Source organism: Zoogloea oryzae (genome assembly GCF_030161255.1).
Classification (GTDB): Bacteria; Pseudomonadota; Gammaproteobacteria; order Burkholderiales; family Rhodocyclaceae; genus Zoogloea; species Zoogloea oryzae.
On record NZ_BSPX01000040.1, the window covers coordinates 1 to 26,684 of the forward strand.

27 protein-coding genes are annotated in these 26,684 nt (G+C 67.9%); 11 read left to right on the forward strand and 16 right to left on the reverse strand.

Annotated features, from left to right (window positions below; translation table 11 throughout):
• Positions 1–282: 282 nt before the first annotated feature.
• The gene (locus QQK25_RS13545) at positions 283–720 is read left to right on the forward strand and encodes a hypothetical protein (protein WP_284188384.1); all 438 of its coding nucleotides are present in this window, start codon (positions 283–285) and stop codon (positions 718–720) included.
• A 294-nt stretch (positions 721–1,014) separates the two neighbouring features.
• A complete protein-coding gene (locus QQK25_RS13550) occupies positions 1,015–1,404 on the forward strand; it encodes a response regulator (RefSeq protein WP_284188385.1) in 390 nt (129 codons plus the stop codon).
• 83 nt (positions 1,405–1,487) lie between these two features.
• On the opposite strand, the gene gpmI is transcribed toward QQK25_RS13550, so the two are convergent.
• From gpmI to rsmI, 5 genes are all read right to left on the reverse strand, one after another.
• Positions 1,488–3,140 (reverse strand): 2,3-bisphosphoglycerate-independent phosphoglycerate mutase, encoded by a 1,653-nt coding sequence (gene gpmI, locus QQK25_RS13555; protein ID WP_284188386.1) that lies wholly within the window; start codon positions 3,138–3,140, stop codon positions 1,488–1,490.
• Positions 3,141–3,233: 93 nt separating this feature from the next.
• Positions 3,234–4,037 carry a DUF3025 domain-containing protein gene (locus tag QQK25_RS13560; protein WP_306664086.1) on the reverse strand — a complete coding sequence of 268 codons (804 nt, stop codon included), beginning with the start codon at positions 4,035–4,037 and terminating at the stop codon, positions 3,234–3,236.
• Between the two features lie 11 nt (positions 4,038–4,048).
• Positions 4,049–4,483 (reverse strand): hypothetical protein, encoded by a 435-nt coding sequence (locus tag QQK25_RS13565; protein WP_284188388.1) that lies wholly within the window; start codon positions 4,481–4,483, stop codon positions 4,049–4,051.
• Between the two features lie 33 nt (positions 4,484–4,516).
• Positions 4,517–5,551 carry a dihydroorotase gene (gene pyrC, locus QQK25_RS13570; RefSeq protein ID WP_284188389.1) on the reverse strand — a complete coding sequence of 345 codons (1,035 nt, stop codon included), beginning with the start codon at positions 5,549–5,551 and terminating at the stop codon, positions 4,517–4,519.
• A gap of 59 nt (positions 5,552–5,610) precedes the next feature.
• Complete coding sequence (gene rsmI / locus QQK25_RS13575) at positions 5,611–6,492, reverse strand: 16S rRNA (cytidine(1402)-2'-O)-methyltransferase (protein ID WP_284188390.1); 882 nt, start codon at positions 6,490–6,492, stop codon at positions 5,611–5,613.
• 65 nt (positions 6,493–6,557) lie between these two features.
• On the opposite strand from rsmI, the gene QQK25_RS13580 reads away from it, so the two are divergent.
• The 6 genes from QQK25_RS13580 (at position 6,558) to QQK25_RS13605 (ending at position 9,844) form a co-directional block, all read left to right on the forward strand.
• The gene (locus QQK25_RS13580; protein ID WP_284188391.1) at positions 6,558–6,926 is read left to right on the forward strand and encodes a YraN family protein; all 369 of its coding nucleotides are present in this window, start codon (positions 6,558–6,560) and stop codon (positions 6,924–6,926) included.
• Positions 6,916–7,290, forward strand: a complete 375-nt coding sequence (locus tag QQK25_RS13585) for an HIRAN domain-containing protein (RefSeq protein WP_284188392.1) — start codon at positions 6,916–6,918, stop codon at positions 7,288–7,290. The genes QQK25_RS13580 and QQK25_RS13585 overlap by 11 nt, the downstream gene beginning before the upstream one ends.
• A gap of 113 nt (positions 7,291–7,403) precedes the next feature.
• The gene (locus QQK25_RS13590; protein WP_284188393.1) at positions 7,404–7,997 is read left to right on the forward strand and encodes a phosphoheptose isomerase; all 594 of its coding nucleotides are present in this window, start codon (positions 7,404–7,406) and stop codon (positions 7,995–7,997) included.
• Positions 7,994–8,632 carry a BON domain-containing protein gene (locus tag QQK25_RS13595; protein ID WP_284188394.1) on the forward strand — a complete coding sequence of 213 codons (639 nt, stop codon included), beginning with the start codon at positions 7,994–7,996 and terminating at the stop codon, positions 8,630–8,632. The genes QQK25_RS13590 and QQK25_RS13595 overlap by 4 nt, the downstream gene beginning before the upstream one ends.
• Before the next feature lie 17 nt (positions 8,633–8,649).
• Positions 8,650–9,084 (forward strand): four-helix bundle copper-binding protein, encoded by a 435-nt coding sequence (locus QQK25_RS13600; RefSeq protein WP_284188395.1) that lies wholly within the window; start codon positions 8,650–8,652, stop codon positions 9,082–9,084.
• A gap of 97 nt (positions 9,085–9,181) precedes the next feature.
• A complete protein-coding gene (locus tag QQK25_RS13605) occupies positions 9,182–9,844 on the forward strand; it encodes an Hpt domain-containing protein (RefSeq protein ID WP_284188396.1) in 663 nt (220 codons plus the stop codon).
• A gap of 4 nt (positions 9,845–9,848) precedes the next feature.
• Here QQK25_RS13605 and QQK25_RS13610 read toward each other — a convergent pair whose 3' ends face one another.
• The 3 genes from QQK25_RS13610 to QQK25_RS13620 all read right to left on the reverse strand — a co-directional run bounded on the left by QQK25_RS13610 (position 9,849) and on the right by QQK25_RS13620 (position 14,159).
• Positions 9,849–11,831, reverse strand: a complete 1,983-nt coding sequence (locus QQK25_RS13610) for a protein kinase domain-containing protein (RefSeq protein ID WP_284188397.1) — start codon at positions 11,829–11,831, stop codon at positions 9,849–9,851.
• 8 nt (positions 11,832–11,839) lie between these two features.
• Positions 11,840–12,712 carry a Tll0287-like domain-containing protein gene (locus QQK25_RS13615; RefSeq protein WP_284188398.1) on the reverse strand — a complete coding sequence of 291 codons (873 nt, stop codon included), beginning with the start codon at positions 12,710–12,712 and terminating at the stop codon, positions 11,840–11,842.
• Positions 12,713–12,836: 124 nt separating this feature from the next.
• The gene (locus tag QQK25_RS13620; protein ID WP_284188399.1) at positions 12,837–14,159 is read right to left on the reverse strand and encodes a citrate transporter; all 1,323 of its coding nucleotides are present in this window, start codon (positions 14,157–14,159) and stop codon (positions 12,837–12,839) included.
• A gap of 274 nt (positions 14,160–14,433) precedes the next feature.
• Here QQK25_RS13620 and QQK25_RS13625 point away from each other — a divergent pair, with 274 nt between their 5' ends.
• On the forward strand, positions 14,434–16,308 hold the full coding sequence (locus QQK25_RS13625) for a potassium transporter Kup (RefSeq protein WP_284188400.1): 1,875 nt from the start codon (positions 14,434–14,436) through the stop codon (positions 16,306–16,308).
• Between the two features lie 23 nt (positions 16,309–16,331).
• On the opposite strand, the gene QQK25_RS13630 is transcribed toward QQK25_RS13625, so the two are convergent.
• The 5 genes from QQK25_RS13630 to gluQRS form a co-directional block, all read right to left on the reverse strand.
• Positions 16,332–17,789 carry an aminotransferase-like domain-containing protein gene (locus QQK25_RS13630; protein WP_284188401.1) on the reverse strand — a complete coding sequence of 486 codons (1,458 nt, stop codon included), beginning with the start codon at positions 17,787–17,789 and terminating at the stop codon, positions 16,332–16,334.
• Between the two features lie 507 nt (positions 17,790–18,296).
• Positions 18,297–18,530 (reverse strand): DUF4124 domain-containing protein, encoded by a 234-nt coding sequence (locus tag QQK25_RS13635; RefSeq protein ID WP_284188402.1) that lies wholly within the window; start codon positions 18,528–18,530, stop codon positions 18,297–18,299.
• A 60-nt stretch (positions 18,531–18,590) separates the two neighbouring features.
• The gene (locus QQK25_RS13640) at positions 18,591–18,830 is read right to left on the reverse strand and encodes a hypothetical protein (protein ID WP_153163213.1); all 240 of its coding nucleotides are present in this window, start codon (positions 18,828–18,830) and stop codon (positions 18,591–18,593) included.
• 191 nt (positions 18,831–19,021) lie between these two features.
• Positions 19,022–19,822, reverse strand: coding sequence for an SDR family NAD(P)-dependent oxidoreductase (locus tag QQK25_RS13645; RefSeq protein WP_284188403.1), 801 nt, complete (start codon positions 19,820–19,822; stop codon positions 19,022–19,024).
• Between the two features lie 108 nt (positions 19,823–19,930).
• On the reverse strand, positions 19,931–20,860 hold the full coding sequence (gluQRS, locus tag QQK25_RS13650; protein WP_284188404.1) for a tRNA glutamyl-Q(34) synthetase GluQRS: 930 nt from the start codon (positions 20,858–20,860) through the stop codon (positions 19,931–19,933).
• Between the two features lie 205 nt (positions 20,861–21,065).
• Between gluQRS and QQK25_RS13655 the strand changes: the two genes are divergently transcribed.
• Positions 21,066–22,991 carry a diguanylate cyclase domain-containing protein gene (locus QQK25_RS13655; RefSeq protein WP_284188405.1) on the forward strand — a complete coding sequence of 642 codons (1,926 nt, stop codon included), beginning with the start codon at positions 21,066–21,068 and terminating at the stop codon, positions 22,989–22,991.
• Position 22,992: 1 nt separating this feature from the next.
• On the opposite strand, the gene aroG is transcribed toward QQK25_RS13655, so the two are convergent.
• A complete protein-coding gene (gene aroG / locus QQK25_RS13660) occupies positions 22,993–24,075 on the reverse strand; it encodes a 3-deoxy-7-phosphoheptulonate synthase AroG (RefSeq protein WP_284188406.1) in 1,083 nt (360 codons plus the stop codon).
• A 155-nt stretch (positions 24,076–24,230) separates the two neighbouring features.
• Between aroG and QQK25_RS13665 the strand changes: the two genes are divergently transcribed.
• Positions 24,231–25,307 (forward strand): PA0069 family radical SAM protein, encoded by a 1,077-nt coding sequence (locus tag QQK25_RS13665; protein ID WP_284188407.1) that lies wholly within the window; start codon positions 24,231–24,233, stop codon positions 25,305–25,307.
• A gap of 31 nt (positions 25,308–25,338) precedes the next feature.
• Here the strand turns inward: QQK25_RS13665 and QQK25_RS13670 are convergent, their stop codons facing one another.
• A complete protein-coding gene (locus tag QQK25_RS13670) occupies positions 25,339–25,884 on the reverse strand; it encodes a hypothetical protein (protein ID WP_284188408.1) in 546 nt (181 codons plus the stop codon).
• Between the two features lie 4 nt (positions 25,885–25,888).
• On the reverse strand, positions 25,889–26,683 hold the full coding sequence (locus QQK25_RS13675) for a type IV pili methyl-accepting chemotaxis transducer N-terminal domain-containing protein (RefSeq protein ID WP_284188409.1): 795 nt from the start codon (positions 26,681–26,683) through the stop codon (positions 25,889–25,891).
• Between the last annotated feature and the right edge of the window lies 1 nt (position 26,684).

Here is a 26,684-nt window from a genome sequence, read left to right on the forward strand (position 1 = left end):
GCACTCGACGCTGGGCTACCTGCCGCCCACGGCCTATGAACGGAAAACCGCAGTACAGCACCCTATCGAGGTGTCCGGTATTACTTGACCACTACAGTGTTTGGCCTGTGGGTGCTGGTCTTCGTGCTGTGGATCGGGATCAACGGCTGGCGCTGGGCGCGGCGGGGAGGCGCGGCTTAGGCTGGCGGATGTCGGGTTGCCCGACACAGCGCAACGGCAGCGCGGCCGACAAGCCATCGGGCAACATCGATATCGGGAAAACTTGCAGCGAAGGAAACTGGCGTGAGCCTGGAAGACATAAAACAAATAATCTTCGGAACGAACGTCGAACCACTTGCCTCACGATCCCCGCTGCTTGAAGTGATTTATTGGCCAGACGCTTTCCTGCTCTTCTCATTTGCACTCTCCATCCTTCTGGTTGTTGCCATCTCGTTTTTCTCCCAGAAGATTACATTTCTCAAGATCAAGTCGAATGCCGCCTCTGTGTCGGCTGTTTTCATCGCCAGATTTGTCTGTTTCGTGATTCTGGTCGGCTCCATATCGGCCACCTCAAGAATTCTCCTGTTCATTTTTGGCGAAAGCACCGAGATCTTGGTAAATAAGGCGGCCGTCACCATTTTCTCCATTCTGTTCTTGATTCCAGCATTCATCTGCGCCTTCCTTGCGGTTGCCTGTGGTGTGGCCATGCACTTTTTGCTCAGTTTGAAGTTGCAGAAATAGCGTTTGGCTGATGCCCGGTGAGGGCTGGCGTGGGCGGGTGGAGACACGGCGCAGGGCACAGAGGGCGCGCATCCGAAAGAAGGCGCCGCGTTCCGCGGTTGGCATGCGGTTCAAGATCGTCGTAGCCGCAGCCGCTATTGGAGTTTAGGTGCCGTTGAAGGTGGGCCTTTTGGCAAACCTTTGACGGATGCGGTGTGCGGCCTGTGGGTGCTGGTCTTCGTGCTGTGGATCGGGATCAACGGCTGGCACCGGGCGCAGCGGGGAGATGAGGCTTAGCCGACGGGAGCCAGTTGCATGAACAAGGCAGCGCGACGCGTTCTGGTGGTTGATGACATGGCGTCCATACGGAGTGTCGTGATGGCGCTGCTGAAGAGCGAGGGCTACGAGGCCTATGGCGCAGGCAACGGGCAGGCTGCGCTCGATCTGCTCTCGAAGAAGCAGTTCGATCTGGTGCTGAGCGACTGGAACATGCCGGAAATGAACGGCAGCGAGCTCGTCCAGCGCATCCGCGCCACCGACAAGAAACTGCCCATCATCATGGTGACCGCCGAGAACGACCCCGGGCGGGTGATGGAACTGCGCGACCTGGGGGTGAACGGCTACCTCATCAAGCCCTTCAAGCCGGCGGCGCTGATGGCGGTGCTGGACAGGCTGTTTCCGTCGGGCTCGAAGAGCGCCGCGTAGACGTGGCAGGCTGAAAGACAAAGGGCGCGCACCCTGCGGTACGCGCCCTTTGCTCTTTGTGGCCAGACTGCGGCCGATCCGGCTTACTTCACCTCGAGCACGCTGTCGTCCCACTTGGCGTGCTTCTCGAGCCCGACCAGATTGGCGACGGTGGCGGCGATGTTGGAGAGGCCGGCGGTTTCCGTCTGCTTGAGGCCCAGCTTGCCGCCGGTCACCTTGTCGAACAGCACCAACGGCACCGGGTTGAGGGTGTGCGCCGTCTTGGCCTTGAAGCTGCCGTCCTTGTTCTGGGCGGGCTGCTTGGTCTTTTTGTCGAGCTCGAACATCTCGTCGGCGTTGCCGTGGTCGGCGGTGATGAGGGCCACGCCGCCGGCCGCCTCGATGGCGGGCAGGAGACGCGCGAGGGCCAGATCGACGGCTTCGACGGCCATGGTGGCGGCGCGGAAGTTGCCGGTGTGGCCAACCATGTCGCCGTTGGCGAAGTTGCAGCGGAGCACCTTGTACTGGCCGGACTTGACCGCGGCGATCATCGCGTCGGCGATCTCGGCGGCCTTCATCCACGGACGCTGCTCGAAGGGCACCACGTCGCTCGGGACTTCCTGCCAGGTTTCGCCGTCGAACTTGCCGGAGCGGTTGCCGTTCCAGAAGTAGGTGACGTGGCCGAACTTCTGGGTTTCGGAGCAGGCGAACTGGGCGAGGCCCATCTTGCTGAACCACTCGCCGGACGTATCTTTGATGGCCGGCGGGGCGACGAGGAAACGCTTGGGCAGTTGCAGGTCGCCGTCGTATTGCAGCATGCCGGCGTAGGTGACCTTGGGCGCGCGCACGCGGTCGAACTTGTCGAAATCGGCTTCGACGAAGGCGCGGGTGATTTCGATGGCCCGGTCGCCGCGGAAGTTGTAGAAGACGACGGAGTCGCCATCTTCGATGGTGCCGATGGGCTTGCCGCCGTCGGCGATCACGAACTCGGGCAGGTCCTGGTCGATGGTGCCGGGGTTGCGTTCGCGCAGGCCGTTCACCGCATCGGTGGCGTTGGCGAACTGCGGACCTTCGCCCAGCACGTGGGTCTTCCAGCCCTTCTCGACCATCGGCCAGTTGGCGTCGTAGCGGTCCATGGTGATGTACTGGCGGCCGCCGCCGGAGGCGATGCGGGCGTCGAAGCCGTCGGTGCTGATCTCGGTCAGGAAGGCCTCGAAGGGCACGACGTATTCGAGGGCGCTGGTTTCGGGCACGTCGCGGCCGTCGAGCAGGGCGTGGATGCGCACGGTCTTCACGCCTTCGACCTTGGCCTGGGCGACCATCGCCTTGAGGTGGTCGATGTGGCTGTGCACGTTGCCGTCGGAGAACAGACCGATGAAGTGGAGCGCGCCCTCTTTTCCGTTCACTCCAGCCTTGGCGCCCGCCACGATCTCCTTCCACGCCTCACCCGCCCAGATGGCGCCGTCGGCGATCGCATTGGCCACCAGCGCTGCGCCCTGGGCATACACCTGGCCGGCGCCGATGGCGTTGTGGCCGACTTCCGAGTTGCCCATGTCGTCGTCCGACGGCATGCCGACCGCGGTGCCGTGGGCACGCAGGGTGATGTGCGGACATTCGGCGAAGAGCTTGTCGAGGGTCGGCTTGCGGGCGGCGGCGATGGCGCTGCCGGCGTCGTTCTTGGGGATGCCGTAGCCGTCCATCACGATGACGACGACGGGGCCGGCGACGCCGGGGAAGGCGGAGAATTTCTGCAGCATGGCGGTTCCTGGAGATTGAATTCGGGGCCGGTGCGCGGGCACACCCGGACGGCATCCGGCGAGCCCGCTATTTTCCCGCAAATCGCGGGGCGCTTACAGCCTTGTGTGCATGTCGGTGCGATGCCCTGCACGGAGCGGGCGGAACTGGCGGGTGTCGCGGTAGTAATCGGGCGATGCGTTGTCGGGCGTCACGCCGGGCACGCCGAGCAGCGGCAGCGGGAAGAGATCGGCCTTGCCGAAGGCTTGGCGGGTGAGGCGAGCAGCCAGCCAGACATCGGTCTCGCGCTGGCGTTCGGCATCGGGCAGATCCAGCCAGCCGGGCTCAACGACCCGATACAGCGCCTTGGCGCACAGCCCGACGAAGGGCGCGCGGAGCTGGTCCCAGCTGCCGTGGCCGAAGATCAGGAAGCGGGTGGTGTCGGCGAGGCGCTCGCGGTGATGCCAGAAGGCGGCTTCCCATTCGTGGCAGGCAAGCAGCGCGGGGATCTGCGGATCGGTCGAGACGACCACGATGCCGCATTCGTCGAACTGGGTGAGCGCATCGCGCAGCGGGCCGCGCCCGGGCAGACCGGCGGCCTCACGCGCCTGCTGCTCGCGCAGGTGCAGCGCGTTGCAGGCGGCCTTGCTCGCCGGCCACACGCACCACGCCAGCGCGTTGAAGAAGTCGTGCCAGTCGTCGGCGCGGGTGGGCACCTGGCCGGTGGCGTGGATGTGCTGCTCGTAGGCGATGTCGCCAGCCGGCGGGAGCGTGAAGCGGATCGGCAGGCCGGAGCCAGCGCGGGCGTCGGGGGCGACTTCGGACAGCAGCGCGGAGAGCGCCGCTGCGTCGGGCAGACGCTCAGACGAAAACCGGGCGAGCAGCCCGGTGATGGATTCGAACAGCGGGAGGCCGGCCAACGCCGCCGGGCTCATTCGCCGGCAGGCTTGATCGGCGTGGCGGGCTTGTCGGCGGCGACGAACTGCAGGCGGTCAGCCTTGCGGGTGAAGGTGCCGACGAGCCGGCCGGGCGGCTCGGCGGGGGCGTCCTTCCAGACCTGCAGCTCGCAGCGTTCGGTGCCGGCGAGATACCAGTTCTTGCCCTGCTTGAGCGCCCACAGCATGTCGCCCGCCTCGAAGACTTCCATCTTCACGCTGCCTGCCACGCCCGGCTTGATGCTGTAGCGGCGCAGGCAGGTGGGCATCCGGGAGACGACGATGGCCTGGCTGACCTCGTCGTTCCAGAAGACCTGCTGCTCGCGGACAAGGGAAATCGACTGGTCACGACCGTCGATGAGAAAAGCTGCACCCTCGTATTCGCAGGCCGTGAGCGGCGGCAGGAGGGCAAGTATCAACAGTCGCTTCAAGGTCGGGCGCATCGTCAAGTCAGGGGGATAGGGTCAGCTCAGTTTCCAGCCGATGGTCTCACCGCCACGCAGCGGGACCAGCGGATCGCCGGGCAGGTAATCGACCGCGGCGGGCACGCCCCAGCTTTCCTTGACCAGGGTGATCTGGTCGGTGTTGCGGGGCAGGCGGTAGAAATCGGGGCCGTTGAAGCTGGCGAAGGCTTCGAGCTTGTCGAGGGCGCCAGCCTGCTCGAAGGCTTCGGCATACAACTCGATGCCGGCGTGGGCGGTGTAGCAGCCGGCGCAGCCGCAGGCGGCTTCCTTGGTGCTCTTGGCGTGGGGCGCCGAATCGGTGCCCAGGAAGAATTTGGCGCTGCCGGAAGTGGCCACGCGGACCAGCGCCTCCCGGTGGGTTTCGCGCTTTAGCACGGGCAGGCAGTAGTAATGCGGACGCACGCCACCGGTGAAGATGGCGTTGCGGTTGTAGAGCAGGTGGTGGGCGGTGATGGTGGCGCCCACGTTCGGCCCCGCTTCGGTCACGAACTGCGCCGCTTCGGATGTGGTGATGTGCTCGAAGACAATGCGCAGGGACGGGTAGCGCGCTGCAACCGGCGCCAGTACGCGATCGATAAAGACGCGCTCGCGATCAAAGATATCAACGTCAGCATGGGTGACCTCGCCATGAACACAGAGAACGATGCCCCGCTCCGCCATCCGTTCGAGCACGGGGTAGATGCGGGCGATGTCGGTGACACCGGCGTCCGAGTTGGTGGTGGCGCCGGCCGGGTAGAGCTTGGCGGCGACCACGAAGCCGCTGTCGGCGGCCTTGTCGATCTCCTCGGGCTTGAGGGTGTCGGTGAGGTACAACGTCATCAGCGGGTCGAACTTGAGCCCTGCGGGCACCGCGGCGAGGATGCGCTCACGGTAGGCGGCGGCCTGGTCGACGGTGGTGACCGGGGGACGCAGGTTGGGCATGATCAGCGCCCGGCCGAAGCGGCGGGCGGTATCCGGCACGACGGCGGCGAGGGCTTCGCCGTCACGCACGTGCAGATGCCAGTCGTCGGGGCGGGTGAGGGTCAGGGTCGACATGAGCTTCCGTCCAAAGAATCAATATTTAACGGTTGGAACATTTTAGCAGCCCGGCGACATCATTCCCCATCGTCAGCGCTCGATTTGACGCGCAGACCGTGGGCGTAGAGGTCGTTCTTGGGGGCGCCGGTGATTTCGGCGGCAAGGCGCGCCGCCGTCTTGAGGGGCAACTCGGCCATCAGCAGGCCCAGCACGCGCTCGGCTTCGGGCGACAGCCCTTCCGTCGGCGGTGCGGCGGAGACCAGCAGCACGAACTCGCCGCGGGAGCGGTTCGGATCTTCCGCCAGCCAGCCGGGCGCATCGGCGAGCGGCATCCGCACGATCTGCTCGAAGAGCTTGGTGATTTCCCGGGCGACCACGATCTGGCGGGTCGGCTCGAGGGTTGCGGCGATGTCGGCGAGGGTCTCGGCGATACGGTGCGGCGCTTCGTAGAACACCAGCGTGCCGGGCACGCTGCGCAGGGTTTCCAGCGCGGCCTTGCGGCCCGCCGACTTGGTGGGCAGGAAGCCGTGGAAATGGAACTGCCCATCCGCCAGCCCCGAGGCCGAAAGCGCCGCGATGGCCGCGCAGGCACCGGGCACCGGCACTACCGGATGACCGGCCTCCTGCACCCGCGCCACGGCCCGCGCGCCGGGATCGGACACCGCCGGCGTGCCGGCATCGGTGATCAGCGCGACGTGCTTGCCCTCTTCGAGCATCCGGATGACCAGGCTGGCGGCGGCCTGCTCGTTGTGCTCGTGGAGCGCCACGAGGCGGGTGGTGATGCCGAAGGCGTCGAGGAGGCGCTGGCTGTGCCGGGTGTCCTCGGCGGCGATGGCGTCGACGGCCTTGAGCACGGCCAGCGCACGCAAGCCCATGTCATTCATGTTCCCCAGCGGGGTGGCCACCACATACAATGACGGCGTCTTGGCAAGCGGAGATTCCGGCAGTGTGGGATGCATGGCGGGCGCGACGGGCGTCGCAGCAAATATCGGCGGAGGGCGATTGTGGGCGCGACGGCGCGCCGATGCAAGCCGCCCACCTGCGGGACGGCGCCGCCGCCGAGGCGCTGGCGGCCCGGCATCTGGAGCAGCACGGCTTGACCATCATCGCCCGCAACGTGCGCTGCCGCGGCGGCGAGGTGGACCTGATCGCCGACGACGGGCGCAGCCTGGTCTTCGTCGAGGTGCGCCTGCGCAAGAACGGCCGCTTTGGCGGCGCCGCAGCCAGCATCACCGCCAGCAAGCAGCAGCGGGTGATCCTCGCCGCGCAGCACTGGCTGGCCGGTGACGGCCGACGCCACGCCAACCGGGCCTGCCGCTTCGACGCGATCCTCCTCGACGGCCTCGACGCAGCCCGCATCGAGTGGATTCGCGGGGCCTTCGATGCTTCGTGAAATCTTGTGTACGGCGATTCTGGCGTGCGCCCTCGCCACCCCGGCCGGCGCCCAGCAGATGCGCATCCTGGTGCAGAGCTCGCCGCTCGCCGGCTTTCAATATTACGGCGGCAAGATCCTGTGGGACGAGATGCGCGAAGGCGACCGCCTCGCCCTCGTCCGCGAGCCTGACAACCGCCACGACCCCTTCGCGGTGCGCGTCGAATGGCGTGGCGCCAAGCTCGGCTACCTGCCCCGCAGCGACAACCGCGACGTGGCCGAGGAGATGGACCGGGGCACGCCCATCGCCGGGCGCATCGGGCGCCTCACCACCGACCGGAACCCCTGGAAGCGGCTGCGGGTCGACGTATATGTCGGTTTGTAAGCGGATTTCTCCCGGCAACTGCGCATTTCGGCACGGATGCTAGAATCGTGCCGGCTTTCACCGTATCGCTTGCCCTGTATGCGCCGGCCTCTGGCGCGCCTTCCGGATACCCCATGGATCTCGTCGCCCGCATCGCCCAGCAATTTACCGACAGCGCCCACACCAAGCTGTCCGCCCTCGAATTCATGGCCGACCCCATCGCCCATGCCATCGAGGCGATGACCCACAGCCTGATGGCCAACGGCAAGATCCTCGCCTGCGGCAACGGCGGTTCGGCCGCCGACGCCCAGCACTTCGCCGCCGAGCTGCTCAACCGCTTCGAGCTCGAGCGCCCGCCGCTGGCCGCCTTCGCGCTCACCACCGATTCGTCCACGCTCACCTCGATCGCCAACGACTACGACTTCAGCCAGGTGTTCTCGAAGCAGGTGCGCGCCCTCGGTCAGCCCGGCGACGTGCTGCTGGCGATCTCCACCAGCGGCAACTCGCCCAACGTGATCGAAGCCATCCACGCCGCCCACGAGCGCGAGATGCGCGTGGTCGCCCTCACCGGCAAGGGCGGCGGCGAGATGGGCGCCCTGCTCGGACCGGACGACATCCACCTGTGCGTGCCCGCCGACCGCACCGCGCGCATCCAGGAAGTCCACCTGCTCACCCTCCATTGCCTGTGTGACGGCATCGACTGCCTCTTTCTCGGAGTAGAAGAATGAAATTCCCCCGCAAGCTGCTCGCCTCGCTCCTCCTCGCCCTGGGCGCCGCCTCGGTGATGCAGGGCTGCATTCCGGTCTTCGTCGGCGGCGCCGGCGTGGCCGTGGCGATGACCGCCGACCGCCGCAGCTCCGGCGCCTACGTGGACGACGAGAGCATCGAATGGAAGGCCGGCAAGTGGATCAACGACCGCCTGGGCGACAAGGTCCACGTCAACGCCACCTCCTTCAACCGCAAGCTGCTCCTCACCGGCGAAGCCTTCAACGACGCCTCCCGCGAGGAGGCCGGACGCATCGCGGCCTCTGTAGAAAACGTCCGCGAAGTCGTGAACGAACTCCGCGTGGCCCCCACCAGCACCCTCTCCGCCCGTACCAACGACACCTACATCAGCTCCAAGGTGAAGGCCCGCTTCGTGGATCAGAAGGAGTTCCACCTCCCCCACGTGAAGGTCGTCATCGAGGCCGGCACGGTTTACCTGCTGGGCCTCGTGAGCCAGCGCGAAGGCGACGCCGCCACCGAAGTAGCCCGCAGCACCAACGGCGTACAGAAGGTGGTGCGCGTGTTCGAATACATCAGCGAAGAAGAAGCCCGCCGCCTGGACGGCGCCAACCGCAGCACCGATTCCAGCACCAAGTAATCTCAGGGAGAACCACCATGAACCGTCGTGAAGCCCTCTTCGCCACTGGCGCCCTGCTTGCCAGCGCCGGCGCTGCCGTCGCCGCCGACGACCACAGCCACCATCACCACGAAGGCGCCCACCCGTGGCAGGCCGTGCTCGACACCGCCGGCATCTGCATCGAGAAGGGCGAGATCTGCCTGACCCACTGCATCATGCTGCTGGGCGAAGGCGACAAGGCCATGGCTGCCTGTGCCACCAGCGTGCGCGAGATGCTCGCCAGCTGCCGCGCGCTGATCACCCTGGCCGGCGCCGAATCGAAGTTCGCGCCCAAGCTTGCCGCCCTGTGCGTCGATGTGTGCAGGGCCTGTGAGGCCGAATGCAAGAAGCACGCGGCCAAGCACAAGCCTTGCAAGGAGTGCATGGAAAGCTGCGCAGAATGCGCCAAGGCCTGCAAGACGATGATCGTCTGACCTGCCGCGGCATCCCCACCGCCGCAACGGTGGCCGGGAAATCCATGATCCCGACCGAGACTGCCCCACTCCCATGAAGCGCCCGACGGAGCCCGACATGTCTTCACCCGCCAGGCCGGACGAGCCGTCCGCGAGCCCGATTCCGGGCTTCCCCGGCCCCATCGACGGCCTCGACATCTCCAGCGGCCTGCGGCGGATGGAAGGCGATCCCGAGCTGTATCTCGCGCTGCTGCGGGATTTCGTCGCCACCGAGCGCAACGCCGCCACGGTGATCGCCGACGCCCTTGCCGCCGACGACTGCCCTGCGGCAACGCGCTGCGCCCATACCGTGAAAGGGCTCTCGGGCACCTTTGGCGCTTACCGGCTCCAGCCCGTTGCCCAGAATCTGGAACAAGCCCTGCGTGACGCCCGCCCCCGGGCCGAGGTGGACACCCTCCTGGGGCACTTCCGCGCCGAACTGCAGGCGCTGATGGCTGCGCTCGATGCCACGCTCCCACCGGAGCCCGCCCCTGTGCCGCAGCACGGCCCGGTGGACCGGGATCAGCTCGCTGCCGTCTGCGCCGAACTGCTGCCGCTCCTGATCGATTGCGACATGGCGGCGATCCGGGTGGTCGAAACCCACGCAGGCCTCCTCGGCTGCGCCTTCGGCACCGACTTCCGCGCCATCGAGCATGCCCTGCGCAGCTTTGACTTCGAGATCGCCGAGGCGGCCCTGATCGCCGCCTGCCACAAGCACGGCTTTCCCGCGCCCGCCGCGTAAACCCTCAGAAGCCCGCGTCAGCCAGAAAACGCAGGCGGTCGGCCGGCTTGTCGATGTGCCCGGCCAGCGCCCGGCACAGGGCTTCGACCGAATCGACGCCCTTCGCCTCGCGCTTCACGAGCACCTTCGCCATCGGCCCGATGTAGCGGGCAAAGAGCGTCTCGACCCGCGCCAGCGCCTCGTCGGCCAGCGCCGCGGCAGGCTCAAGCGCGCGCTGCGCCTGCGATGCGCCCCCGGCCGGCATCGACACGGGCCGGGCAGTGCTCACCGGCCGTGAGCCGGACAACACCTCGCCCGACGTCACCCCCGCCAGAAACGCCGCCCGCGGCGCCGGGTCGGGAATCATCTCGGCCAGCAGGCGGTGCAGCTCTGCCCCGTTGGCCGCCCGTGGCACGGTGCGCCGGACCAGCACCTTCGCCATCGGGCCGATATGCAGCGCCAGGCTGCGCTCCGCCGCTTCGATCACCGCCGGAGTGAGGTCGGCGCCGGCCATCGGTCGCGGGATCGACGGATCGAGCGGCACACCGCCCGCCACGCCCCCCTCGCCCGCGTAGGCAAAGACTTCGTGCTCGCGCGCCTCGGCATCCCGCCGCACCCCCAGGTGCTGGAAGCACGCCGCCGCGTTGCGCTTGAGGTGGTGGATCACCTCGAAATACGCCCGCGAAACCAGCACCCGACCGGGCTCCGCGAGGCGCATCACCCGACAGGCGGTGGCGATGCCGTCGCCCAGGATGCGCGAGCGCCCGCCAGCGTCCGACGCCACCCGCACCGGGCCGAGGTTGATCCCCATCTGCACCCCCAGGCCTTCGCCGGCGGCCGCGTCGCCGATCAAGGAGGCGGCGCGCAGGGCATCTTCCGGATCGCCCACGTAACAGACGGCACAGCCTTCCTTGGTGTTCAAGGCCAGCCGGCTGGTGGGCGGCAGGGGCGCGACCGCCTGGGTGAGCATCCGCGCCAGCCGGGTGCGACCCTCGGTGCGCAAGGCGTCGTCGCCAAACGGCCCGGTGACATCGGCGAACAGCACCGCGGCGATGAAGGTGCGCGCCTCCGCCGCCGACAGCCCGAGCGGAAACGGCGCCTCCGGCTGCGGCTCGGCGGGCCCTTCGCCCCCGGCCGGCGGAGCGAGGCAGGCCCGGCGGAAGGCCGCCACGTCCCGCGGGCGGGCATTCTCGTCGGGCTTCAGGGCCCAGTCGATGGCGTTGAGCAGCCCGATGCCGAACACCGCAACGTTGCCGATCCGCGCCGCCGCCGGCATGGTGTCCTCGCGCATGCGGGCGAGGGATTCCATCGGCAGGTGGCCGGTGACCATCCAGTACATCACCCCGGCCAGGGCGTAGAGATCGGTCCACGGGCCCTGCTTGCCGTGGCGGTGATACTGCTCGGCCGGCGCGAAGCCGGGACTCACCACCGCGGTGAGCGACTGGTCCACGTTGTCGGCCTCCACGCGCCGGGCCGAGCCGAAATCCAGCAGCACCGGCGAGCCGTCGTCGCGGATGTAGATGTTGCCGGGCTTGATGTCCCGGTGCAGGAAGCCGGCGCCATGCACCGCCTCGAGGCCATCGAGCAGCGGGCGCACGATGCGCAGCAGGCTCGCCCGGTCGAGCGGCAGCCGGCCCACCAGCCAGCGCTGCAGGGGCTGGCCTGTCTCGTAGGCCATCACCATGTAGGCGGTGTCGTTGGCCAGGAAGTAGCGCAGCACCCGGACGATGCCCGAGTGGTGGAAGCTCGCCAGCGCCCGGGATTCGAGCAGGAAGCGCTGCAGGCCCCACTCGAAGGCGCGCCGGGCGTCGTCGGAGCGCGGCTCGACGCCAAAATCCGGCCGGCGCACCGCAGCATCCTTGGGCAGGTATTCCTTGATCGCCACCGGGCAATCCAGGTTGGTGTCGTGGGCCAGGTAGGTGACGCCAAAGCCGCCGCCGCCAAGCACCCGCTCGATGCGGTACTCGTTGAGCAGATGCCCTTCAGGCAGAACCGGCTGGTCGGTCATCGCGGCCCTCAGCCGTCAATCATCTGCATGGCCTTCTCGAGACTGCGGCGCATGCGGTTGAAGGAACTGGCCAGCACGGCCACCTCGTCACGGCCCTGTTCGGGGAACTCGGGCTGGTCGAAATCGCCGGTGCTGATCTTGTCGGCGGCGGCCGACATGCGCGACACGGGCCCCACGATGAGCCACGAGAGCATCAGGTTGAGGGCTACGAAGACCGCCCCGAACACCGCCGCCAGCGACAGCATGAAGGTGCGGAAGGCCTGGTCGGCGCTGGCCAGCGGCACCGACATGGGCACCGACACCACCTGGGCGCCAACCACCTCGTCGAGCTTCCAGCCGAAACCGTTGGCCGAGCCATACACCTTGAGCATGCTGGCCGGCGCGGCGTCCGGCGTGCTGTGGCAGGTGAGGCAGGCGGCCGATTCGATGCGGATCGGGTGGGCGATGTAGAGCGCCGGGCCGGTGGGCGTGTCGCGCTGGCCGCTGATCTCGTGGCTGTCGGCGCGATTGCGGAAGACATTGACCAGATCCGCCTCCCAGTCCGCCGCCCGGTCGCGGGGGTTGGTGGGGTTGAGGGTGGCTTCCTTGTAGTCGTAGTCGGGGTACTTCTTGTGGAGCTCGGCCAGGGTTTCGGTGGCCGCGTAGGCGGGGATGGTCTGCGGCAGGAAGGTGGATTCCATGCGGTCGATCAGGTGCGGCTTGACCTGCCCGACGGTGTAACCCCGGATCGCCAGCGCGGCTTCCATCACCAGCCGCGCCTCGCCGAGCACGCGCTCGCGGGCCTGACGGTGCAGCAGATCGTGGGAGATGTAGCCGGCAACCGCAAAGCCGGCCAGAAAGACGGCGAGCAGCACCAGATTGAACTTGAAACGCAACCCCATGGGAGCCTCCCGGTCGAAGGCCCGGCGGGCCACAAATGAGTCTTATTCTTGCACAGCTCGCGCCCGTTTCGGGTTGTCGCCGTTGATTTCCTTGGCGGCCCCGCCGGGCGGCGGGGCCTGGGGCTCAGTGCGGGAGAGCGGCCTTCAGGTCGCCCGTCGGATGCCAGCCCACCAGCAGCACCATCACCGCAAAACCCGCCACGTAGGCCACCGGCACGAACCAGCCGTGGCGCAGCCAGTTGCCCACCGACTTGGCCTCCGGGAACATGTTGGAGAGCGCCACGCCGGCCGACGAGCCGAACCACAGCATCGAACCGCCGAAGCCCACCGCGTAGGCCAGAAAACCCCAGTCGTAACCGCCCTGCTTGAGGGCCAGCGCGGTGAGCGGGATGTTGTCGAACACGGCCGACACGAAACCCAGCCCGAAAGCCGTCTGCCACGATGCGGCGGGGAGCTTCTCGACCGGCATCATCGAGGCGCAGCTCACCAGCGAGAGCAGGAAGATCGTGCCCATGAAGGTTTCCGGCAGCACCTCCCAGTCAGGCCGGCGGATGCCGACGGTGAGCAGGATCGCCGCCCACACCGCCACGCCGAGGAAGGGGAAGCTGTCGGCCAGCGCGGTGAAATGGACATTCACCACCACATTCACCGCCACCGCCGCGGCGAGGATCAGCACCACGATGCCGACACGCGGGATGTCCACGTGGGTGTGCTCGTGGGCGTGACGGATGATCGGCGAATGCCGATGCTGGGCGCGGGCGGCCGGGATGCCGAAGATCACCAGTGCCACCGCCGCACCGGCAAAGGCTTCGAGCACCGCCAGCGGGCTCACGCCGGCGATCCACATCATGGTGGTGGTGGTGTCGCCCACCACGCTGCCCGAACCGCCGGCGTTGGACGCCGCGACGATCGCCGCCAGATAGCCCACGTGCACCTTGGCGCGGAACAGCGAGTGCGCCATCGCGCCGCCGATCAGCGCCGCGGCGATGTTGTCGAGGAAGCTGGAGATCACGAAGACCATCACCAGCAGCACGAAGCCGCCCTTCCAGTCGTCCGGCAGGTAGCGCGGCAGGATCACCGGGATGCGGGTCTTCTCGAAGTGGCGGGCGAGCAGCGCAAAGCCCATCAGCAGCAGGAAGAGGTTGGACAGCGTCACCCATTCGTGGGCGAAGTGCCCCACCAGCCCGCCGACACCCGGGCCGGCGCTGAAGCCTGTGAAGACGATCTTGTAGAGCGAGATCACCGTCACCCCCACCAGACCGACCTTCAACGTGTGGTCGTGGAACAGGGCGACGCCCAGCAGGGTCAGCGCGAAGAGGATGAAATCCACCGGAATCCCGGCCACCGCCGGGCCTTCGGCACCCGCCGCCATCGCCATCCCCGAAACCAGCAAACCGGCCCCTCCCAGCGCCAGGCTCCGGGCCCCACGCAGCACGTTCGACTTCATAACCGCATCCTCAAGACAAGATCCGGACCGTTTTGGCCCGATAATCCCGCATTGTAGGTGCGAAGCCCCCGCTCCGGCAGCACACCGGGGGAAAACCCTTGGCTGCCGGAAGGGCCCGCCAGCAGGGCAATACAGGCTTTCAGGTACGCGCAGCCCTTGAGCCAAGTCAATTTGACGCGCTGCGGAAGGCGGACAATCTGCGCTGTGTCACAGGCAAAGAGGGAGTGTTTTGCCTGCTTCCGTTCAAACAAACAAGAAAAGAAAGAACCCAACCGTGTCCCATGATCATTCGCAAAAGACCCTGGCCCCGGTGGTGATTGCGGCGATCGGTGTCGTCTTCGGCGACATCGGCACCAGTCCCCTCTACGCCCTGAAGGAAATCTTCAACGGCCATCATCCCATCGCCGTCACCCCCGACAACATCCTCGGCATCCTGTCGATGGTGTTCTGGTCGATCATGGCGCTGGTCACCCTCAAGTACGTCACCGTGATCATGCGCGCCGACAACCGCGGCGAAGGCGGCTCCCTGGCGCTGCTGTCGCTGATCACCGAAAACTCCCGCAACCGGGTGGTGACCTGGGTGATCTCGCTGCTGGGCATCTTCGCCGCCGCGCTGTTCTACGGGGACAGCATGATCACCCCGGCGATCTCGGTGCTGTCGGCGGTCGAGGGGCTGGAGATCGTCTCGCCGGACTTCAAGACCTACGTGCTGCCGATCACGCTGGTGATTCTCACCGGGCTGTTCTTCATCCAGAGCCGCGGCACCGGCACCGTCGGGCTGTTCTTCGGCCCGGTGATGGTGGGCTGGTTCGGCGTGCTGGGCGTGCTTGGCGCCCTCGAGATCGCCCGCCACCCGGATGTGCTCGCGGCCCTTAACCCGCTCTACGCGGCGCGCTTCATCCTCAATCATCCGGCGCTTGCGTTCCTGGCGCTGGGTTCGGTGGTGCTGGCCGTCACCGGTGGCGAGGCGCTCTACACCGACATGGGCCACTTCGGCCGCTACCCGATCCGCCTCGCGTGGTTCGGTTTCGTGATGCCGGCGCTGGTGCTCAATTACTTCGGCCAGGGCGCCCTGCTCCTCAACGAGCCCGCCGCCATCGAGAGCCCGTTCTTCCACCTCGGCCCCAACTGGGCGCTGGTGCCGATGGTGGTGCTGGCCACCCTGGCCACGGTGATCGCCTCCCAGGCGGTGATCTCCGGCGCCTTCTCGGTGGCCCGGCAGGCGGTGCAGATGGGCTTTCTGCCGCGGATGCTGATCATCCACACCTCCGGCAAGGAAGAAGGCCAGATCTACGTGCCCTTCACCAACTGGACGCTGTACTTCGCCGTCGTGGCGCTGGTGGTAGGCTTCGGCAACTCGTCCAATCTGGCGGCCGCTTACGGCATTGCGGTCACCGGCACGATGCTCATCGACACCATCCTGGTCGGCTTCGTGATGGTGCTGCTGTGGCGCTGGCATCCGCTGGTGGTGGCGCTGGTGGCCGGTGGTTTCCTGATCGTCGACATCGCCTTCTTTGCCGCCAACGCGATCAAGATTCCGCAAGGCGGCTGGTTCCCCATCGTGATGGCGATCGTGTCCTTCACGGTGCTCACCACCTGGCGCCGCGGGCGTCGGCTGGTGCGTCGCGAGCTGGCCAAGCAGGGCGTGCCGATGCCGGCCTTCCTCAAGATGCTCGGCTCCGACGTGCACCGGGTGAGCGGCACGGCCGTGTTCATGACCGGCTCCAAGGAAGGCGTGCCGGCCGCGCTGCTGCACAACCTCAAGCACAACCAGGTGCTCCACGAGCGCGTCGCGCTGGTCACCGTCGAGACCACCGACACGCCCTACGTGAACGACCTGCATCGCCTCTACCTGCACCGCATGGAAAAAGGCTTCCTGCGCATCGTGATCCGCTACGGCTTCATGGAAGACCCGGACGTGCCCCAGGCGCTGGAGCACTGCCGGCGCCTCGGCGAACCCTTCGAGATCATGGAGACCACCTTCTACGTCTCGCGCGAGACCGTGATCCCCGGCGTGCTGGGCCGCAAGATCCACCCGCTGCGGGCGCGCCTCTTCGCCTTCATGTCGAAGAACGCCACCAGCGCCACCGACTTCTTCAAGATCCCCAACAACCGGGTCGTCGAGCTGGGCACCCAGCTGGTGATCTGATCCCGCGCGCAGCGGGCTGGCCCTCAGCCGCCCGCTGCAACGATCTGCCCGAGGCGCCTGATGGCCGCCTCGATGTTGGGGTTGAAGGGCGTGCCGCAACTGATCCGCAAAAAGTGATCGAAGCGGCCACTGTTGGAAAACATCAGCCCCGGCGCCACGCGGATGCCCTCCGCCAGCGCCGCGTCGAACACCTGCCCCGACGAACGCCCGCCGGGCATCTCCACCCACAGCATCATCCCGCCCGACGGCATGCTGAGCCGCGTGCCCGCCGGAAAATGCGCGGCGATGGCCTCCGCCGTGGCCGCCCGCTGGGCCTTGAGCAGCCGGCGCAGACGCACCAGATGGCGGTCGTAGGCGTGGCTGCCCATGAACTCGGCAATCGCCAGCTGAGCCAGGGCATCGTTGGCGCGGCTCTGGGCATGCTTGAGCATCCGGATGCGCGCCAGCCAGCGCCCGCCCAGCATCCAGCCAATGCGCATGCCCGGCGCGAGGGTTTTGTGCAGCGAGCCGCAGTGGATCACGTTGCCGCTCCTGTCCCACGACTTGGCGGTGCGTAGCGGCAGATCGTCATCGCTCAAGGCGCCGTAGATGTCGTCCTCGATCAGCGCCACCTTCGCCGCGTCGCACAGGGCCACGAGGCGCGCCTTCTCCTCGTCGGGCATCACGCAGCCGAGCGGGTTCTGGAAGTTCGGCACCACCACCACCGCGCGGATCTGGAGGTGCGTGGCGAAGGCCAGCTCCAGCGCCTCGACCGACATCCCGCGGCTGGGGCTGGTGGGGATCTCCAGCGCCGTGAGGCCCAGGCTCTCGATCACCTGCAGCAGCCCAAAATAGGTGGGCGATTCCACCGCCACCGTGTCGCCGGGCTGGGTGACCGCCCGCAGCGCCAGGTTGAGCGCCTCGGTGCAGCCGTGGGTGACGACGATCTCGTCCGGCGTCGGGCTCATCCCCGCCGCCATCGCCCGCCGCGCCAGCACCGCCCGGAAACCCGGATCGCCCTGGGGCGGCACCGGGCTCACCAGCACCTCGGGACGCCGCCGCAGGGCGCGCAGGGCCGCGTTCTTCAGCGCTTCCTGGGGGTAGCACTCGGGCGAGCCGAAGGCCAGCGCCAGGTTGGTGACCACCGGATGACGCTCGCACTTCACCACAAAATCCGAGATGCGGTCGTGGATGCCGGAATACGGTGCAGGGTCTGGCGACGCCGCGGTGGCGCCGGGCTCCGGCTCCTGCACCGGCTGGAGCACCGCCCGTCGCGGTGCCTGCACGAAATAACCGGAGCGCGGCCGGGCTTCGAGCAGGCCTTCGTCCTCCAGGCTGCGGCAGGCCTGCAGCGCGGTGGACAGGCTGACCCGGTGGGTGCGCATCAGCGCCCGCACCGACGGCATCCGCGCGCCGGGCGCGAGCACGCCGCTCGCGATGGCCTGGCGGTAATGGGCGGCAAGCTGGAGATAAAGCGGGGTATCCACGGTGGCGGCATCCATCGCGCCATGATCCCCAGGCCGGCCATCGGCCCCAAGGTACAGATCGGCGCAAAACACACCATAACAGATGCGCAATATTCAATCTGTACCGATACAGGAAGCGTTTCCCTGTGCCTGTACCGATCACCCCCGTAACGCTTAGGCTGACGTCGTCCCCAGCAAGGAGCACGACCATGAACCAGCAACCCGCCGACGACGCACGCCGCCTCAAACTTCAGCGCGGAGAACAGTGGATGAAACACCTCACGGCCGGCACCCGGCTCGTCGTGATCGACGGCGCCGCCCAGCTCGAAGGCCCGCCCTGCTGGCTGGGCGACACCTTGCACACGCCCCGCCAGCATCTGGCTGCGGGAGACGACTGGGTGGTGAGCGCTACCGGATGGGTCAGGCTGAGCGCGGACAGGCCGTGCTCGCTGGTGTGCATCGCGCCGTCACACGCCAGCCCGGGCGGGTGGCTGAAGGCGCGACTGGAGAAACTGCGGGAAAGACTGCGGGGATGGCTGGGGATCAGCGCGGCAGCAGACGGACGCCCGAAGGCTCACGATTACTCACCACCGGACGCGCGCCCAGCTCGGCCGGCGTGACCACCACCGGCACAACCGTGGCGCCCGCCTTGGCCGCCGGCGCCACGTAGGTGCACGGCCGGTCGGTGAACACAACATTGGCGCCCTCGCCGCACTTGTAAACCGCGGCCTGGGTAGCCAGCGGCAACATCAGAACGCCCAGCACAAGCATCTTCATGATGACTCCCGAAACAGGGACGGCGAAGGAAGAGGACGGAAAAGGAAGGGGCGGAAAGACTCAGCGCTTCGGGCGGTTCAGCCCGTAGCCCCGCTCGAAATCCCATTCGGCGAGGATCTCCGCCGCCTGGCAGGCCAGCTCGGCGTTGGCAAAACCCTCGGGCGAAGGCACCCGCACGAAAGTCTGGATCGGACGGCGATCGGTCTTGTGCAGGACGTCGTACCACCCGTCCCAACGGTTCTGGCCCTGCCGCAGCACCGCGTAGGGCTTGAGGATCACATCCCGCTTGATCAACACCATCAGACTCTCCGTCCAGGAAGCGCCCTCTAAGCGGCGCGGTCACGGAACGGATTCTAGAGAGACGGCGCGACCGGAAAGTTAAACAACATCAAAAAAGACACCCACGAATCACATTGACACAAACCACCCGAACTTTACCCATTCCGGGTCTGGACAACCCCCGAAAAACCCAATATGGGCTGACAAACGATTCAACCGTCGCTCCGGCGCACCCCGCTCCGGGCCGCCACCCGGAAGTAGATCCGGTAGGGCAGGCAGCGCAACAGCTTGAGCATCAGCGTGAAGCGCCGGGGAAAGTGGATCTCGAAGCGCCCCCGAGCCATCCCTTCGATGATCTGGCGGGCCGCGTCGGGCGCGCCGACCAGCGCCGGCATCTCGAAATCCACGCAGGCCATCAGCCGTGGCGTCGCAACGAAGCCCGGGTTGATGAGGAACACCGACACGCCGTGGGGCGCCAGTTCCAGGTACAGCGTCTCGGCAAAATTGATCAGCGCCGCCTTGCTCGGCCCGTAAGCCAGCGCCTCCGGCAGCCCCCGATAGCCCGCCGCGCCGCCGACGATGGCGATCGCCCCACCCTGCTGGCGCAGGAGCTGAGGCACCACCGCCGCCACGCCATCGACCACCCCGAGGAGGTTGGTGTGCACCGTCTGCCGGGCGGTGTCGACGGTGAGATCCCAGGCCCGCATCGGCATGTAGGTGCCGGCGCTCAGGATCACCACATCCACCCCGCCCCAGGCATCGAGGATCTGCAGCATCGCCAGGGTGAAGGCGCCGGAGTCGGTCACGTCGAGGGGCAGCACCAGCGCCTCGTCAAAGCCCCGCGCCAGCTCCCGCAGACGGCCCCCGCTACGGGCCGACAGGGCGAGCCGTGCGCCGCGGGCGTTGAGCTCGGCAGCCAGCGCCGCGCCGATGCCGCTCGAGGCACCGACGATCCACACCCGCTGGCCAAGCCAGTTGGTGATCGGCGTATTGAGGCGTCCCAACCAGCCCATGGCTCCCCCGCCCGCGCGAAACACCGGCGCCCCTCCGGTGCCGGGCCGCCCTTCTTTCAGCGTAGTGCATCCGCCGACGCGTGCCAGTCGAGTTGCGTCGCGCCTGCCTCAGCCGTAACGCGGCGCCGGCACGAGCCGCTGGCGGGGCACCCGGTCCATCGACCAGTTAGCCCGCGCCCAGGCCCACAGGGCGTCGAGACTCGCGTCGGCCAGCCCGTCCGGGGGCGCCTGCCCGAGAAAATCCAGCGCATCCGCCAGCACCTGCTGGGGCCGGGCGTCCTCCACCGCCCGGGCCAGGGTCTGCTTGGAGAGCTTCTCGCCCGCGGCATTGCCCGCCACCGGCAGGTGGGCGTAGCGCGGCGTGGGATAGCCCAGCGCGCGCTGGAGCAGGATCTGGCGGGGCGTGGAATCGAGCAGGTCGGCGCCGCGCACCACGTCGGTAACGCCGGCCTCGGCGTCATCCACCACCACCGCCAGCTGGTAGGCGAACAGGCCATCGGCCCGCAGCAGCACGAAATCCCCCACGTCGGCCGCCACGTCCTCCTCCACGGCCCCCTGCACCGTGTCTTCGAAACTCACCACGCCGGGCGCAACCCGCAGCCGCCAGGCGCGCGCCTCGCGCCCCGCCGGCAGGCCGTCGCGGCAGGTGCCGGGATAGCGCCGGGTGCCGTCCCGGGCGAGGGCCGAGTCGGCCATCTCCTTGCGGGTGCAGGCGCAGCCGAACACCCGCCCGGCAGCACGCAGGCGCTCGAAGGCCGCCTCATAGGCCGACGTCCGTGCGCTCTGCCAGACCACCGGCCCGTCCCATTCAAAACCGAAGCGCGCCAGCGTGCGCAGAATGCCGTCGGCCGCGCCGGGCACACTGCGGGGCGCATCCACGTCCTCGATGCGCAGCAGCCACCGCCCCCCCGCCGCCCGGGCAGCCAGGCAGCTCCCCACCGCCGCAACGATGGACCCGAAGTGCAGCGGCCCGGTGGGCGAGGGCGCAAATCGTCCTACCGGCAGGCCCGCGCCGGCCGCCAGTTCATGACTGTTCACAAAAACATGCCTTAACAAATTTTGACATTGCCTTTTAAATCATCAAGTTACTGAAATAGCGCAGGAAACCTATGACTTTCGGCATATTTCACCAAACCCGCGGGCCCTTGATAATCGCGCTGGCGCTGCGTTTCCGTCTACGCCAGTTTTGCCCCACATCCTGCAGCATCTGCCCAACCCAAAGCCTCGTACCGACGCCCGCCGCATGAAACTTGGCACGCTTGCCCTTCTCCGCCAGGAATCGCCACGCAGCCCAGCTACCGGCACAGGCACATCCTCCACCCATCGACAGAGTCTCCCGCTGCTCCATCTGGGCATCCAGTTTGCCGCCATCGTAACCGTGCTGGCCCTGTGGCCCCACATGGGCAACCAGGACCCACTGCTCGCCTGGTGGCTCGGGCTCACACTCAGCCAGCTGCTGATGCTCGGCATGTCCCTGCCCGGCGCCCAGGCCAGCCCGCAGCCCCGGCACGACGACGTTCCCCTGCGCAGCTACTTCTCGTCCGCCGGCCCGATCATCGGCGGCGCAGCCTGGGGCGCCCTCGCCCTGGTCGGCCCCTACGATGCAACCCCCCAGTCCCAGGCGATCCTGTGCGTGGTCCTGTGCAGCGTCACGCTGGCCGGTACCGGGTTCAGCCGCAGCGTGAGCAGCTACTCGGCCTTCGCGGCCGCGGTACTGCTGCCACTGTTCATCCTGCTGGTGGCGAGCCCACCGGCGCGGGTGCCGGGCGCGGCCTTCTGGCTACTGGCGTTCGCCGCCTTCGCACTGATCGTGCGCGGCCTGCACACCGGCCGTGAAGGCCCTCCGCAGGATAGCCTGGCCGCGTTCGAAACCACCTTGATGCCCCACCAGGCCATGGTCGACAACGCCCGCGCCGCCATCGTGCTGTCCCGCGGCAACCGGGTCGAACTGTGCAACCGGCGCTTTGCCGAGATGATGCGCGTCGACGAGAGCGGCATCGCCGGCTCCCGCCTGCTGGATGGTTTCGAGAGCCGGGCCGACTGGCACCATCACGCCCGGGCCGCCGATACGGCGATCCGGCGCGGCAGCACCTATCACGCCTCGACGCGCCTCCGACGCCGCGACGGCAGCGTGTTCTGGGCCGAGATCACCGGCCAGGCGATCGACCCGGAGAGCCACCCGCCCCAGGTAGTCTGGGTGGCCTTCGACGTGACAGAGAGGATGATGGACAGCGCCCGCGAGGAGCTGCTCGCCTCGCAGCTGCGCACGCTGATCGCCCGGAGCACCGACTGGTACTGGAAGACCGACCCCCAGCACCGCCTGATGCACGTCACCCACGAAGCGGAGCGCACCAACGACACCCTCAAGGCCAACCTGGGCCGCAAGTGGTGGCAGCTCCACCGCCAGGGCGGCGACGCGCGCCCCGGTCAGTCCGACGTGCGCGCGGCCTTCGAAGGCTGCAATGGCTTTCGCGACCTGCTGGTTGAACTGCCCAACGGCAACAACCCGCCCCTGTGGCTGAGCCTGTGCGGCACACCGCGCTTCAACGAGCACGGCGCCTTCCTCGGCCATCACGGCACCGCCGTCGACGTGACCGAGCAGGTGCGCAGCACCGAGCGGATCCGCCATCTGGCCTACCACGATGCCCTCACCGGCCTGCCCAACCGGCGCCTGCTCACCGACCGGCTGACCCTCGCAATCGCCCGCGCCCAGCGCTATTCCGAGCGGGTCGGGCTGCTGTTTGTCGATCTGGATGATTTCCGGCGCATCAACGACCTGGGCGGCCACGCCGCCGGCGATCAGGCCCTGCTGGAGATCGCCGACCGCCTGCGCACCTGCGTGCGCGCCTGCGACACGGTGGCACGCCTGGGCAGCGATGAATTCGTGATCCTGCTGGCCGAGCTGGACGAAGCCGGCGACGCCAACCGGGTTGCGGCGAAGATCCTCAGCACCCTGCACGAGCCCCTCGCCGCCCACACCGCCTGCCATCCGGTCAGCACCAGCATCGGCGTGGCGTCCTTCCCGGAAGACGCGACGAGCGCCGAAGATCTCATCAAGATCGCCGACACCCGGATGTTCCGCGCCAAGCGGCGCGGCGGGCAGCGCATCGAAGGGCGGGACGGCGCCTACCCCGGCGTCGCCCCCAGCCTCGCCACGCTGCCGGTCTGAATCAGGCCGGCTCGGCGCGCCGCACCCGGCGCTGACGCACGGCCTCGGCCAGCACCTCGAGCACCACCAGGCTGTCTTCCCAGCCGATGCACGCGTCGGTGATGCTCTTGCCGTACTCCAGCTCGACGCCCGGCTTCAGATCCTGACGACCTTCCTTCAGGTGGGATTCGACCATCACGCCCATGATGCGGTCGTTGCCGGCCGCCATCTGGCCGGCAACGTCACGCGCCACTTCCACCTGCAGCTTGTGCTGCTTGCGGCTGTTGGCGTGGGAGAAATCGATCATCAGCTTGCCCTGCACGCCGGCCGCGGAAAGCTCCTTGCAGGCCGCCTCGACACTGGCCGCATCAAAGTTGGGGCCGGCGCCGCCACGCAGGATCAGGTGGCAGTCTTCGTTGCCGGCGGTGGACACGATGGCCGAATGGCCGGCCTTGGTCACCGACAGGAAGTGATGCGGCGCCTGGGCGGCCTTGATCGCATCCACAGCGATGCGCACGTTGCCATCGGTGCCGTTCTTGAAACCCACCGGGCACGACAGGCCGGACGCCAGCTCGCGGTGCACCTGGCTTTCGGTGGTGCGGGCACCGATGGCGCCCCAGGCGATCAGGTCGGCGATGTACTGGGGCGTGATCATGTCGAGGAACTCGGTGGCGGCCGACAGCCCCAGCTCGTTGATCTCGGCCAGCAGCTGGCGCGCCAGACGCAGGCCTTCGTTGATCGCGAAGCTGCCATCCAGGTGCGGATCGTTGATCAGGCCCTTCCAGCCGACGGTGGTCCGCGGCTTCTCGAAGTACACCCGCATCACGATCAGCAGGTCGTCCTTCAGGCGCTCGGCCTCGACCTTCAGGCGGCGGGCGTATTCCATCGCCGCGGCGTAGTCGTGGATCGAGCACGGGCCAATCACCACCAGCAGGCGGTCGTCGGCACCAAACAGGATGCGGTGGATCGCCGTGCGCGCCTCGAAAGTGGTCGCCGCGGCCTTGGGCGATGCCGGAAACTCGCGCAGCACGTGGGCCGGCGGGGCGAGCTCCTTGATGGCCTTGATACGGACGTCGTCGATGTGGATTTTCGAGGAGGCGTGCATGGTGAATCCTGTCGGCTTTGCTTGAGGGAATCGGCAATTCTAGCCGATGCGCCCGGCCCGTAACACGACGCCCTTCCCGTCGGCATGACTTGCGGCGCATCTGTCACCGACGCGCAGGCTTGAACTGTATTTTTATATAGCTTAATCTTGGCAGGATGAAGCCCCCCAGCCTGCCCCGCGGCCGCGGCAGCCGCCTCAATCCGGGCGACCGCTTTGCCGACTGGCAGCGCGCCGCCTTCGACGACGACTGGGCCGACGACGCGGCGGATGAGCCCGATCGCGGCCCGGCCACCACGCTGCTGCTCGACAAGGCGAAGTCGGTGATCGTCCGCAACGCCTCCCCCGACGTGCCTTTCGCCCAGTCGATCAACCCCTACAAGGGTTGCGAGCACGGCTGCGCCTACTGCTTTGCGCGCCCGGGCCACGCCTACCTCGGCCTCTCGCCGGGGCTGGATTTCGAGACGAAGATCGCCTGGAAACCGGACGCGCCGGCTGTGCTGCGGCGGGAGCTCGCCGCCCCCGGCTACCGCTGCCAGCCCGTCGCGCTGGGCATCAACACCGACGGCTGGCAGCCTGTCGAGCGGCGCCTGGGCCTGACCCGCCAGCTGCTGGCGATCCTCGCCGAAACCCGCCACCCGGTGTCCATCGTCACCAAGTCGGCGCTGATCGAGCGGGACATCGACCTCCTCGCCGATCTCGCCCGGGACGGGCTGGTGCAGGTGATGTTTTCGGTCACCACCCTCGATCCGCGCCTCGCCCGCCAGCTCGAACCCCGCGCCGCCAGCCCGGCCCGGCGTCTGGCCGCCATGGCCCGGCTGCACGGCGCCGGCGTGCCGGTGGGCGTGCTCTTCGCGCCGCTGATCCCGGCGATCAACGATCATGAGATGGAAAAGGTGCTCGAAGCGGCACAGGCCGCCGGCGCCGAGACGGCCGGCTACGTGCTGCTGCGCCTGCCACGGGAGCTGCGGGAATTGTTCGAGGACTGGCTCGTCACCCATTACCCCGACCGGGCGGGCCATGTGCTGAGCCTGCTGCGCCAGCTTCGGGGTGGGGAACTCAACGACAGCCGCTTCGGCCACCGGATGCGCGGCGAGGGCGTGTTTGCCGATCTGTACAGCCAGCGCCTGCGGCGTTGCTGCGAGCGGCTCGGGCTCAATCGCAACCGCCGTCAGCTGGTCACTACGGCCTTCCGGCCGCCGGGGCGAGGCGACGGTCAACTCGCGCTGTTCTGATCAGCGCGTCAAACAGCCCGAGCAACAACCTTCAGCGGCGGATCTGCACGCCCCACCCGAAGCCGCCGCCGTAGCCACGGCGCCCAGGGTAGCCATAGGGCCACATGGGGTCGGCGTAGGGCGAATAGTAGGGAGCGTACGCCGGGCCGTAGTAGGCGCGACGGCGGCGCTCCTCTTCGGCCCGGGCGCGGTCTGCCGCTTCGATCCGGGCGGTGTCGGCACGCACCTTGTCGGCGGTGGCCTGATCCTGCGCCCAGCGCGCCTGGGCGGCGGCGAGCTCGTCCAGCACCGCCGGAGCCACGCCCTGGCCGGCGAGACGGGCACGCTCTTCGGGCGTCACCGCAAGATGGGTGCCGGTGCGGCGGATGTCCTCGATCAGCGCGGCGGGCGCTTCGCCCGCCCTGGAGCGCTGGATGATCTGCTCGACCGTCAGCGGCCCGGCACGTCTTGCGGCGGCGATGGCCTCCAGCTCGCCCGGGCTCAATCGATCGGCGGACGGCGCCACCCGCGGAGCCGCACACCCGGCCAGCACCGCCACCGATACCGCAGCCGCCGCAAGCCATCCAAGACGCTTCATGGGCTCAGCTGGCGATCTTTTCATAGAGCGACACGACCGCGTCCATCTGCTCCAGGATGCGCTCGCTGGTGGTCGCCACATCGGCCGCGGCTTTCTTCAGATCACCGGATGCGCGCAGGCTCAGGGCATTCTGGAAGAAGAACCACTGCTGCTCCACCAGCCCCAGCTCGGACTTGATCTGAGCGGTGTTCTGGGGCGCAGTCTTGAGCTCGTCCAGGGCCTTGGCGAACTCCTTCATCGCCCCGTCAAGCATCTCCCGGGCTGGCTCGGGATTGACGCCCACCTGCCGGAAGAAATAAGCCTTGGCCATCCGCTGGGACAGCATGCGCTGCCGGCCCGAGAGGTTGACCAGCCGGCCGGCCGGCGTGCCTGCCACTCTTTCATAGGCGACGGTGAGTTTCTGCGCCGCGCCGAGCACCGCGTCGCTGCCGCCCCACACCAGCTTGGCGTCGGAGCGGATGTCCGCCAGCAGCGGCCGATAACGGTTCCACTCGGACTCGAGGAGCAAATACGCGGAGCGGACTTCGTCGTTGGGCTGCAGGCCACGCAGCTCGACAAGCTGCTGATCGAAGAGCCGCACCGAGTGGTCGAGGATGCTCTTAGCCCGATCGGGCAGCACGCCCTCGACCAGCATCAGCCACGCCTTGGCGCTGCGCTGGGACAGCATCCGCTGGCGGCCGGCGCGGTTGATCGCACCTGGCAGCGACAGGCCCGCAGGCGCGGGGGGCGTCGGCGCAGCCTGAAGTGCCGACGCCAGCGGCACGAGGGTGGCAGCAGCAAGAAACTCACGGCGCTTCATT

What these genes read in the sequence shown, in the direction of transcription:
- QQK25_RS13550 (WP_284188385.1), top strand. Translation starts at nt 1,015, where the DNA reads ATGAACAAGGCAGCGCGACGCGTTCTGGTGGTTGATGACATGGCGTCC.
- gpmI (WP_284188386.1), bottom strand. Translation starts at nt 3,140, where the DNA reads ATGCTGCAGAAATTCTCCGCCTTCCCCGGCGTCGCCGGCCCCGTCGTC.
- pyrC (WP_284188389.1), bottom strand. Translation starts at nt 5,551, where the DNA reads ATGTCGACCCTGACCCTCACCCGCCCCGACGACTGGCATCTGCACGTG.
- rsmI (WP_284188390.1), bottom strand. Translation starts at nt 6,492, where the DNA reads ATGCATCCCACACTGCCGGAATCTCCGCTTGCCAAGACGCCGTCATTG.
- QQK25_RS13580 (WP_284188391.1), top strand. Translation starts at nt 6,558, where the DNA reads ATGCAAGCCGCCCACCTGCGGGACGGCGCCGCCGCCGAGGCGCTGGCG.
- QQK25_RS13585 (WP_284188392.1), top strand. Translation starts at nt 6,916, where the DNA reads ATGCTTCGTGAAATCTTGTGTACGGCGATTCTGGCGTGCGCCCTCGCC.
- QQK25_RS13590 (WP_284188393.1), top strand. Translation starts at nt 7,404, where the DNA reads ATGGATCTCGTCGCCCGCATCGCCCAGCAATTTACCGACAGCGCCCAC.
- QQK25_RS13595 (WP_284188394.1), top strand. Translation starts at nt 7,994, where the DNA reads ATGAAATTCCCCCGCAAGCTGCTCGCCTCGCTCCTCCTCGCCCTGGGC.
- QQK25_RS13600 (WP_284188395.1), top strand. Translation starts at nt 8,650, where the DNA reads ATGAACCGTCGTGAAGCCCTCTTCGCCACTGGCGCCCTGCTTGCCAGC.
- QQK25_RS13605 (WP_284188396.1), top strand. Translation starts at nt 9,182, where the DNA reads ATGTCTTCACCCGCCAGGCCGGACGAGCCGTCCGCGAGCCCGATTCCG.
- QQK25_RS13610 (WP_284188397.1), bottom strand. Translation starts at nt 11,831, where the DNA reads ATGACCGACCAGCCGGTTCTGCCTGAAGGGCATCTGCTCAACGAGTAC.
- QQK25_RS13615 (WP_284188398.1), bottom strand. Translation starts at nt 12,712, where the DNA reads ATGGGGTTGCGTTTCAAGTTCAATCTGGTGCTGCTCGCCGTCTTTCTG.
- QQK25_RS13620 (WP_284188399.1), bottom strand. Translation starts at nt 14,159, where the DNA reads ATGAAGTCGAACGTGCTGCGTGGGGCCCGGAGCCTGGCGCTGGGAGGG.
- QQK25_RS13630 (WP_284188401.1), bottom strand. Translation starts at nt 17,789, where the DNA reads ATGGATGCCGCCACCGTGGATACCCCGCTTTATCTCCAGCTTGCCGCC.
- QQK25_RS13635 (WP_284188402.1), bottom strand. Translation starts at nt 18,530, where the DNA reads ATGAAGATGCTTGTGCTGGGCGTTCTGATGTTGCCGCTGGCTACCCAG.
- QQK25_RS13640 (WP_153163213.1), bottom strand. Translation starts at nt 18,830, where the DNA reads ATGGTGTTGATCAAGCGGGATGTGATCCTCAAGCCCTACGCGGTGCTG.
- QQK25_RS13645 (WP_284188403.1), bottom strand. Translation starts at nt 19,822, where the DNA reads ATGGGCTGGTTGGGACGCCTCAATACGCCGATCACCAACTGGCTTGGC.
- QQK25_RS13655 (WP_284188405.1), top strand. Translation starts at nt 21,066, where the DNA reads ATGAAACTTGGCACGCTTGCCCTTCTCCGCCAGGAATCGCCACGCAGC.
- aroG (WP_284188406.1), bottom strand. Translation starts at nt 24,075, where the DNA reads ATGCACGCCTCCTCGAAAATCCACATCGACGACGTCCGTATCAAGGCC.
- QQK25_RS13665 (WP_284188407.1), top strand. Translation starts at nt 24,231, where the DNA reads ATGAAGCCCCCCAGCCTGCCCCGCGGCCGCGGCAGCCGCCTCAATCCG.
- QQK25_RS13670 (WP_284188408.1), bottom strand. Translation starts at nt 25,884, where the DNA reads ATGAAGCGTCTTGGATGGCTTGCGGCGGCTGCGGTATCGGTGGCGGTG.
- QQK25_RS13675 (WP_284188409.1), bottom strand. Translation starts at nt 26,683, where the DNA reads ATGAAGCGCCGTGAGTTTCTTGCTGCTGCCACCCTCGTGCCGCTGGCG.